Origin of the sequence: Treponema socranskii subsp. socranskii VPI DR56BR1116 = ATCC 35536, from assembly GCF_000468115.1 — a bacterium.
Taxonomy (GTDB): domain Bacteria; phylum Spirochaetota; class Spirochaetia; order Treponematales; family Treponemataceae; genus Treponema_D; species Treponema_D socranskii.
In genome coordinates, this window is record NZ_AVQI01000056.1 from 99,515 (window position 1) to 108,361 (window position 8,847).

The 8,847-nt window shown below is 51.3% G+C and carries 10 protein-coding genes; all 10 read right to left on the reverse strand.

Annotated features, from left to right (window positions below):
• Positions 1-22: 22 nt before the first annotated feature.
• The 10 genes from tsaB to rdgB all read right to left on the reverse strand — a co-directional run bounded on the left by tsaB (position 23) and on the right by rdgB (position 8,604).
• Entirely contained in the window at positions 23-700 is a 678-nt protein-coding gene (tsaB, locus tag HMPREF0860_RS07700; protein WP_021331330.1) for a tRNA (adenosine(37)-N6)-threonylcarbamoyltransferase complex dimerization subunit type 1 TsaB, read from the reverse strand.
• 29 nt (positions 701-729) lie between these two features.
• Entirely contained in the window at positions 730-1,161 is a 432-nt protein-coding gene (gene tsaE, locus HMPREF0860_RS07705) for a tRNA (adenosine(37)-N6)-threonylcarbamoyltransferase complex ATPase subunit type 1 TsaE (protein ID WP_021331336.1), read from the reverse strand.
• Positions 1,158-1,421 (reverse strand): hypothetical protein, encoded by a 264-nt coding sequence (locus tag HMPREF0860_RS07710; protein WP_021331328.1) that lies wholly within the window; start codon positions 1,419-1,421, stop codon positions 1,158-1,160. Before HMPREF0860_RS07710 ends, tsaE begins: the two co-directional genes overlap by 4 nt.
• 31 nt (positions 1,422-1,452) lie before the next feature.
• Positions 1,453-2,547, reverse strand: coding sequence for a PilZ domain-containing protein (locus HMPREF0860_RS07715; RefSeq protein ID WP_021331331.1), 1,095 nt, complete (start codon positions 2,545-2,547; stop codon positions 1,453-1,455).
• Entirely contained in the window at positions 2,537-3,136 is a 600-nt protein-coding gene (locus tag HMPREF0860_RS07720) for a hypothetical protein (protein ID WP_021331321.1), read from the reverse strand. The genes HMPREF0860_RS07715 and HMPREF0860_RS07720 overlap by 11 nt, the downstream gene beginning before the upstream one ends.
• Before the next feature lie 23 nt (positions 3,137-3,159).
• Entirely contained in the window at positions 3,160-5,220 is a 2,061-nt protein-coding gene (gene fliD, locus HMPREF0860_RS07725; protein ID WP_021331316.1) for a flagellar filament capping protein FliD, read from the reverse strand.
• 26 nt (positions 5,221-5,246) lie between these two features.
• The gene (locus HMPREF0860_RS13285; RefSeq protein WP_021331308.1) at positions 5,247-5,633 is read right to left on the reverse strand and encodes a flagellar protein FlaG; all 387 of its coding nucleotides are present in this window, start codon (positions 5,631-5,633) and stop codon (positions 5,247-5,249) included.
• A gap of 105 nt (positions 5,634-5,738) precedes the next feature.
• Positions 5,739-6,590 (reverse strand): flagellin N-terminal helical domain-containing protein, encoded by an 852-nt coding sequence (locus tag HMPREF0860_RS07735; RefSeq protein WP_021331322.1) that lies wholly within the window; start codon positions 6,588-6,590, stop codon positions 5,739-5,741.
• Between the two features lie 272 nt (positions 6,591-6,862).
• Entirely contained in the window at positions 6,863-7,723 is an 861-nt protein-coding gene (locus HMPREF0860_RS07740) for a flagellin N-terminal helical domain-containing protein (protein ID WP_021330164.1), read from the reverse strand.
• Between the two features lie 227 nt (positions 7,724-7,950).
• The gene (rdgB, locus tag HMPREF0860_RS07745) at positions 7,951-8,604 is read right to left on the reverse strand and encodes an RdgB/HAM1 family non-canonical purine NTP pyrophosphatase (RefSeq protein ID WP_038080896.1); all 654 of its coding nucleotides are present in this window, start codon (positions 8,602-8,604) and stop codon (positions 7,951-7,953) included.
• Positions 8,605-8,847: the final 243 nt, after the last annotated feature.

The following is an 8,847-nucleotide window of genomic DNA, read 5'->3' on the forward strand; positions in this document are numbered from 1 at the left end:
CAGACGGAACGATACGGGTATGCTACTCGCTCGAATTTCGTTTGACTTCCGCTTCGCTTGCGCGGAGGTAGAGCGGCCCGTCGAAATCGGCAAGCGGTTTTTCTCCCGTTGCGATTTTCGCTTCGGTGAGCGCAAAGAGCGAGTCGGTCGTAAGTTCCGAAAAATCGAGCGCATACAGCTTTGTGCCGATACCGTTTTGTCGGGCGGCTTCGGCAAAACACTTCGCATCGGGTCCCGTGCAGAGCGCTTCTTTCGTATCTTTTAAGGCATGCAGTATCGTTTCGATTTCATAATCTCCGGGCGGGAGCATTTCCGTTCCGCTTTCGAAAACCGCTGCGTAGAATCTGTGTTTTTTCGCATCGATTGCGGAAACGACGGGAAAGGGGAGGGCGCGGTAGGGATAGGCGTAGACTTCGAGTGTCGGGATGCCGTAGATGGGCGCGCCCGTCGCCTGTTCGACGGCTTTAAGCGCGGCAAAGGCGAGCCTGAGTCCCGTAAAAGAACCCGGTCCTCGGCAGAGCGCCGTATAGTCGAGCTCCGCTATCCGTAAGCCCGCTTTCGATACGACGGCGTCGATTGCGGGAAGCAGCGTTTCCGATTGTTTCATGCCGATATCGTAGACCGAAGATACGACGGCATCATCGTTTTTTGCCGCAACCGTAAGGCGCGTTCCGGCGGAATCTATTGCAAGCGCTTTCACATAATCCTCCCGAAAAACCTAAATGCGCCCTACCGTATCGTTTCGTGCGGCCAGTTGGAGATGCGCACGGTGCGCGTGCCGTCGTCGTTTACGCCGATGTCGATCGTAATCGCCGTATCGGGCAGTTCACTCATGATCTTTTCGCTCCATTCGATAACGCATACGCCCTCTCCGTAAAGCATATCGTCCGTTCCGAGATTGATAAAATCTTCGGCGCCATCGAGACGATAGACGTCCATGTGATAGAGCGGCATCGTTCCCGAATATTCGCTGATGAGACAAAAAGTGGGACTCGTGATTTCGTCGCGTATGTCGAGGGAACGTGCGATGCCTTTGGTGAGTGTCGTCTTCCCTGCAGCAAGCGGACCGCGCATGGCAAGTATGTCGCCTTTTTTCAGGAGCGCGCCGATTTTTTGTCCGAGCGTTTCGGTTTCTTCGGCGCTCTTCGTCGTAAAGGTCATAGGGGCAGCTTTCCTTTGGAATCCGCTGTGATGATATATGTCCTCAATGCGCTTTTAATCGGAACGACGGGATAGTTGATCGGTTCCGAAATGATTACGTCGATTTTTTTTGTACCGAGCGGATCGGTTTCTATGCTGAACTCCACAGGCGTCTCAAAATCGCCTCCGGGAAGCTCTATGATAGCCTCTCCTTTGAATTTGCGGAGATAATAAATGCTGCCTTCTTCGCGGCAGATGTTCCGAATTTCTACAACTCTCATTTCTGTACGATACCGTAATAAAGTTTAATAATCAAGACGGGATATTCCGTTCGTCGTCCGGTACGGCGCCGTATCGATACACGTATGCGAAGATGCGATTCCGCGCTTTGTCGGATATGTCCGTAAAGAGAACGCCGAGGGAAAACGTATTGTTTGCGGGGTTTTTATGAACGCCGACGATGAGTCCCGTCGCTTCGTATGTCGTTTCGGAAAGCATGATCGAAACGCGCAGACGCTGGTTTTCTTTTATCGGGAGATTCGTCACAATCGCGCAGCCGTCCCCGGAAACGTTCGCAAGGATGCCGTTGTGCGGTTTTGTTTTTTCCTGTCTGTCGTTCGCCGCAAAAAAAACGCAGGGAACGTTGATGGCGCTGCGCTTCGATTTCCGCTTTGTCTGCGGCTGCAGATCGTTTGTATGTGACAATATCATCTCAGTACCGTCGTCGAAACCGATCGAATAACGGATGACGCGTGTTTGAAAGCGGTAGGTCATACCGCTCCTCGTCATAAACACGAAATCGCTTTTTGAAAGCGGGGCGGGTTTACGTTCCGAGTTGTATAGCGTTCGCGGAATGGAAAGCGTCATATTTTCCGCCGTATTTTTTTTCAAGGTGCATCGGATCTGTACGCCCGGCAACAACAAAAATGAAAGTTTTGTCTCTTCGGGTATGCCTGCCGTCGACGTGATCCATGTATCCGCCGCATCCTGTATTTCGATTTTACGGCGGAGTCTGAAAAGAGACGTGATCTTTTTTTCGGAGCTGCCGTTTTTTACCATCGCGGCGTAGTGAGCGTTGAAGAGTTTATCGACTTCGGCCGCATTGTAGATGAGATAGCTTATATTGGGCGCTTTATTCGCGCGGCAGATCTCCCACAAAAGGGAAGCTTCGTCCTTCGAAAGCGAAAGCCGCTTTGCCGTCTTTTCGATGTCGCCGTAGGTCGTCGGCCGTTTTTTTTGCGCTTCAATCCATTCGGGAGAAGAGCGGATGCGCTTTCGTATTTGATACAACAGGTAGATGACAAAAAAGACGAGTATGATAAAGGCGGGGATGAGTAAATATGCGTAATACTTTGTCGCAAGCCGCGCTTGGAGAGGCGTGATGCCGCTCGGTACGTTATAGCGCATGGAAAACCTCCAGCGCTTTTGAGGCAAGCTTTAAACGCGGACATATTTCGTATTCGGCCAAATCGCCGACGAGCACCGTATCGTTCGCTTTGAGCGCTTCTTCGAAGTCCGAAAGTACGGGTGTAAGGTCGGCAAAAAACTCGGACACTTGTTTTCCGTCTATGACGATTGCGCTGTAGGTGTCGGGAAAAAGGGATGCCAGAGAAGCCGTCCGGCAAAAAACTTCGATATCGTCGGCAAGCTCTGCGATCGATTTCGTCGCTTCTTTTCCTTTGCCGTTTTGCAGATCGACGGGGACTCGTTCCATGCGTTCGGCAAGCGATGAAAAAAGATCGGAAAGCTTTTTAAAAGAATCGGCTATCGACTGTTTTGTCACAACTTCGAATTCTATTTTCATCGAAGGTGCAAGCGGAAGCTTTGCATATTCGTCGAACGAAGAAGCGTCGACTTTTTGCCCGTCTATGTAGATACCGATGACGGCAGCGTCGTTTTCTTCGCAGGTCGCTTCAAACGAGCGTAACACGTCTCCGATCGTTTTTTCGCCTTCAAGCGTCACGTCGATTTTTGCACCGTTGACAAATAAATCCATAACATTCCCTTAATTGATTTTTTTTATTCGTTATTTCTGTTGTTTCGCCGCATAAAATTCGAAATGGTCGTCTGTTGACTTTCGAGACTGTTCAGCGACCCTTCCATGCTCGCAAACTTTCTTCGAAGCTCTTTTTCTTTTTTATCCATCTGCGTTTCAAGCTGTGCTATCTTCGTTTCCGACGATTTGATGCGCGTGCCGAGCGCGCTTAGCTTTGTGCCGATGATACCGCCCGTTTGGACGTATGCGCCGAGTTCGCGATCCAATCGGTATGCGATGCCCGAATCGACTATGAGGTCTCCGTCGCTGTCATAACCGAACATATTTTTAATGTCTTCAAGGTGTGAGGCGAGGGCGGCATCGAGTTTTTTTTCATCGATTTCGAGATAACCGCGCAGCCGGCTCGGCGTATAGCCTCCGGTGCTCCCGCTCGCGTTCGTCGAAATGCCGATTTGCGAGAGCATTGTTATGACCGCATCTTCTTTTGCCTGATAGCGCGCGCTTTGAATCGCTTGAAAATTCGATTTCATGCTCGTAAGCGAAAAGTCGCCCATAAAAAGACCGAGCCGCTCTTTTTCTTTTTCGCGCCGGTCGTCGGAAAGGTAGGTGAGCTCGTCGACGATTTCGCTTTTGTTTTGCGAAAGGATATTGATTTGCGCGATCGATTCGTTGTATTTTCCGACGAAAGTGATGAGCGCGTCTTTTGCCGATTTGACATCAGGATCTATTTTGATCGTCGCCGTCCTTTCGGTTTTTTCATGTACGTGGAGCGTTACGTCGGGCACGACGTCGTCGATATCGTTCGTCGGCCGCTTGATCGTAATGCCTTCGTACGTGATGATCGCATCTTGCGCCGTCGATGCGGCATTGTTCGGCGTAAAACCGCCTGCGGACTTCGGATCGTAGAGCGAAACGGACGACATCGTAAAAGCGCTTCCCGTGTTCCTGTTTCGGATGACGATCGAAGCGATACCCGGGTAATCGTTCATGTCGATATCGACAGTCGTTTTGTCGCTCGTCAAAATATTCGGCGTCGCGATTTCTTTTTCGCTCCCGTCGCTCATGGCCGCGTAGACGACGCTTGCCGACGTTACGGGTAAAAGATCCGTGTTTTTCGTTTCCGTATTTTTCGGAAGCATGGTATCCGACGGATTGTTGTCGATGACGACATCCTGAAACGACGCATAGCCTGCGCTCGGAAGTTCGGGCGCAAGCGGTCTTTTATTGAGCGCTTCCGTTACGTCTTCTACCGCTTCTTTTGTGAGCGTAAACGAAATGCGCTTTCCTTCATTTCCCTGCGGCACTGCAAGGGAAAATCCGCTTCTCGGCGGAATCGTCACGCTTCCGTTTGAAACGGCGATTGCCGCATTCGTGAGGCGAGGGAGTCCTTCCTGTTCGAGGGAGGTCGTTTGCGGCGGAGCGGGGCGAAATTCCGTTTTTACCTTTCCGAACGACGCCGCATCCGATTTTACCGCTCTTATCATCCCCGTTTCGATCGCAAAGGTTTTCGCTTCGTCTTCAAACGTGAGACGGTTCGCTTCTCCCGTTTTTTTCGATTCGATGAGGATCGTTTTCGTTCCCGCCCCCGATCCGATGACGAGCGAATTGATAAGATCGCCGCCTCTCTTGTTGAGCGCTTTTGAAAAATCGGTAAGAGAGCCGCCTTTCCAGTTAAACGAAACGGATTTGTCGGCGACGCGAAACGTGTAGGTACCTTGGGGGACTTTTGTGTTATCGGGGAGTTCGGACGATAAAAAACGGTCGGCGGTCGCCGGCTGTATGACGTTGACTTTAAATGATTGATACTGCGCGCCCCGATTCGCATCCGCCGTAATCGCGTATTCGTCGGATGATGAGGCGAGCTTATTGTTGAACGGATTTTCGTAGGAATACAGCGTTTTAACGCTGTCGCGGAATTCCGTCAGCTTTCGGTTAACGTCCCGCCACGCGTTTTGCTGCGCTTGATAGGTTTTCAGCGTGTCCTGTTCCCTTGTGAGCGGGACACGCTCAACCTTCATAAGTTTTTCTACCGTGTCGTTCGTGTTGTATTTGTCGGTGACACCCGGTATGTTCAATCCTGGCATAATCCGCGTTCGTCCGAACGATTCGATTAAATCATTTCGTCAAAAAGCAAACCGATCGCTTTTTTCATGCTGACTTTCATCTTCTGTATATCTTCGGACGGTATCTCCTTGATCACCTTGTTGGTGCTCGGATCCAATACGCTGATGACGACTTGTCCGAGCTCTTCATTGACACTGAAGCGCAGGCTCCTTCGTCCCATCACCATATCGGACAGCCGTTGGAGCTGCTGTGCGTTTTCCCGTATTTCGGCGAGATTTTGTGCAATGTTTTGCGCTACTTCAGCTCCTCCCGGCACCGAGCGGGCGACTCCCGCCGTCGCCGTACCGGCACCCGGTATTTGCGGAGCGACTTTGAAGTAGTTCTGGCCATCCATTGCCAAAGCCTGCCCGATACTGCTGGTAATTGTATTCATAGGGCAATCCTCCTGAAAAAGAACGGGAAGGGGCGCATCCTTTCCGTTACGTTTATTGTCAAAAAGACGACATCCGGTTGTCTCTCGGACAATAATCCGATTTCTTTACTGCAGCAGCGCTAAAACGTTTTGCGTTTGGCTGTTTGCCTGTGCAAGCATCGCGGTTCCCGATTGTGTGAGAATCGAGTTTTTCGTGTAGTCCACGATTTCCGCAGCCATATCGGTATCTCTAATACGCGATTCGGCAGCCTGCATGTTTTCCGCAGCGACGTTTACGCCTTTTGACGCCATCTCGAAGCGGTTTTGATACGCACCGAGATCCGCCCGTTGTTTCGTTACCCGAAGCAGCGCGCTGTCTACGGCGCCGAGCGTGGCGTTTGCCAAGTCCGGCGTTGCAATCGAAATCTGCTCGTTGTCACCGTTTGCGTTTTTCAAGCCGAGCGCCGTTGCCGTCATCGTGCCGATGTATACGCGGACGTTTTGGTCGACGTTTGCACCGACATGGAACTGCATCGTCTTTGCGCCGTCCCAGCGGCCGAAACTGCCCGTAAGCATATTCATGCCGTTGAATTGCGCTTGACTTGCGACACGATCGACTTCCGACACAAGCTGAGAAACCTCAACTTGAATCTGCATGCGATCTTCATCGCTGTAGATGCCGTTCGACGCTTGAATCGCCAGTTCGCGGACGCGCTGAAGGATATCCGTTGTTTCCTGAAGATAGCCTTCCGTCGTCTGCAAAAACGATACACCGTTTTCGATGTTTCGCCCTGCCTGATTCAAACCGCGGATTTGACTCCGCAACTTTTCGGACACTGCAAGACCCGATGCATCATCTCCGGCTTTATTGATCCTTTCGCCGGAAGCGAGTTTCTCGATGTTTCCCTGTATGTTGGCATTCGAAATGCCGAGCACACGTTCCGCATAGAGCGAACTCATATTGTGATTGATAATCATAATTTGTGCCCTCCATGTTTACGTACCGCAGAACATCATGCTCTGCGACCTTGCCGTGAAGGCTGACTTTCCGGTTAGTGCGCCCCCGGAAAGCAGATTCAGACCCGTTACGGCAGGAAAAATCAGCCTTTTTGCAAGCCGATTTTTCCTGCCGCCACAACCTATGGATTGCACATTGTCAAAGAACAAAAGCATGTCCGAACGCATGCTCGATAGTTACAGTACACACGGAAATAGGGCGGAACCCGCCTTTCCTCTATAAGTGTACTACACTATCTCAGTAATGACAAGACATTTTGCGTCTGCGCGTTCGCCTGTGCGAGCATCGCCGTTCCCGCCTGTTGCAAAACGGTATTTTTCGTAAACTCGACCATCTGTTTTGCCATGTTTGTATCGCGGATGCGGCTTTCCGACGCCTGCGTATTTTCGGCTGCGATATCGAGGCCGCGGATCGCGTATTCCATGCGGTTTTGATACGCGCCCAAATCGGCTCGCTGTTTGTTGATCCGCTTGATCGCTTCGTCGAGCGTGCCGATGACGCGGTTCGCTTCTTCCGGCGTTGCAATCGAAACCTTTTCTTCCGTACCGAGCACGCGCAGTCCGAGCGCCGTCGCCGACATCGTGCCGATGTACACCTGCATCCTCTGATCCATGTTCGCTCCGATATGGAACCACATGGAACCGGTAACCGTGTTTTCTCCCGTCGGGCGGGCGAAACGTCCGGTGAGCATGTTCATGCCGTTGAATTGGGCGGAACTTGCGACGCGGTCGATTTCCTCTACGAGGGAAGAAACTTCGACTTGGATCTGCATGCGGTCTTCATCGCTGTAGATGCCGTTCGACGCTTGGATAGCCAGTTCGCGGATGCGCTGGATGATGTCCGTCGTTTCCTGCAGATAGCCTTCGGTCGTTTGGATAAAACTGATACCGTTTTGCGCGTTCGTCGACGCTTGATTCAAACCGCGGATTTGACTGCGCATCTTTTCAGATACGGCGAGTCCCGACGCATCGTCTCCCGCGCGGTTGATCCGTTCGCCCGATGAAAGCTTTTCCATATCTTTTGCAAGACTGACACCGGTAACGCCGAGCTGACGGCTGGCAAAGAATGCCGACATGTTGTGGTTGATAACCATAGGTATTCCTCCGTGGAATAGATGTACGGCAGAATCCTTTCTGCCGGTTTGCAAAAAAGTGCATCTGTTTACAAGGCTACATCTACACTTTTCTGCAAGTGAATTGTAAATTTGCAACGGTACGGCTTAACAAGTCGCGCCGCAAATTCCAATCCTTATTCACTATCGGCACGGAGAACAAAAAACTTTAGCGAATTTTTAAATTTTTTTTCGATTTTTTCAATGGATCATCGGAGCATTTCGATGATGCGCCGCATACTGCGCCCCGCCTTTCCGCGGTGGGAAATTGCATTTTTTTCTTCGTCGGAAAGTTCCGCTGCGGTTTTTCCGATTTCGGGGATAAAAAAAATCGGATCGTAGCCGAAGCCGCCGTTTCCGCGAGAATCTTCGATCGATGCGACGATTTGCCCTTCCATCGTTTCCTGCGCAGCGTACATGCGCTCGTCCCCCAAATAGAGCACCATCGAACACGTGTAATGCGCACTCCGCTCGCCGTGCAAAAAACGACAATCGCCGGTACTCCCTGAAAGCGCGTCGTTCAACTCTTCGATGAGAAAGCGGTTTTGCGCGTCCTGCGCCGTCTTTTTGCCGTCCGCTCTGCCTCGTGGAAAATCCCGTCCGCCGTAACGCGAAGAGAAAATGCCGGGTCTGCCTCCGAGCGCGTCGACCGAAATGCCCGAATCGTCGGCGATGACGGGGCAGTGCACGATGTCGTAGAGAGCGCGCGCTTTTATCAAAGCGTTTTCGAAAAAGGTCGCTCCCGTTTCTTCCGGATCAAAATCGATCCCTTCGTCCGTCGGAATGACGATTTTGTGCGGCGAAAAGATTTTAGCCGCTTCGCGCTTTTTGTGCGCATTGTTCGTAGCGAGGTAGAGCTTCATACAATCCATCATACAGCGAAAGCAAAGTTTTCGCAACGAGAACGATTTTTATTTGCGCAAAAAAAGCGTTACAGCTGTTCGACTTCCGTTTCGGAAAGACCGGTCATTGTGCAGATTTCGGCAATCGGGTAGTTGTGCGTCCGCATGAGCTTCGCCGTTTCAAGCTTAGCTTGGTATGAGCCTTCGGAAATGCCTTCCTGCAGAGCGATTTCCCGCTCTTCTTCTCGCTGTACGGCGATGTCT

Excerpts from the sequence above, each read along its gene's own strand:
- tsaE (WP_021331336.1), bottom strand. The coding sequence starts at position 1,161 with ATGACCTTTACGACGAAGAGCGCCGAAGAAACCGAAACGCTCGGACAA.
- HMPREF0860_RS07710 (WP_021331328.1), bottom strand. The coding sequence starts at position 1,421 with ATGAGAGTTGTAGAAATTCGGAACATCTGCCGCGAAGAAGGCAGCATT.
- HMPREF0860_RS07715 (WP_021331331.1), bottom strand. The coding sequence starts at position 2,547 with ATGCGCTATAACGTACCGAGCGGCATCACGCCTCTCCAAGCGCGGCTT.
- HMPREF0860_RS07720 (WP_021331321.1), bottom strand. The coding sequence starts at position 3,136 with ATGGATTTATTTGTCAACGGTGCAAAAATCGACGTGACGCTTGAAGGC.
- fliD (WP_021331316.1), bottom strand. The coding sequence starts at position 5,220 with ATGCCAGGATTGAACATACCGGGTGTCACCGACAAATACAACACGAAC.
- HMPREF0860_RS13285 (WP_021331308.1), bottom strand. The coding sequence starts at position 5,633 with ATGAATACAATTACCAGCAGTATCGGGCAGGCTTTGGCAATGGATGGC.
- HMPREF0860_RS07735 (WP_021331322.1), bottom strand. The coding sequence starts at position 6,590 with ATGATTATCAATCACAATATGAGTTCGCTCTATGCGGAACGTGTGCTC.
- HMPREF0860_RS07740 (WP_021330164.1), bottom strand. The coding sequence starts at position 7,723 with ATGGTTATCAACCACAACATGTCGGCATTCTTTGCCAGCCGTCAGCTC.
- rdgB (WP_038080896.1), bottom strand. The coding sequence starts at position 8,604 with ATGAAGCTCTACCTCGCTACGAACAATGCGCACAAAAAGCGCGAAGCG.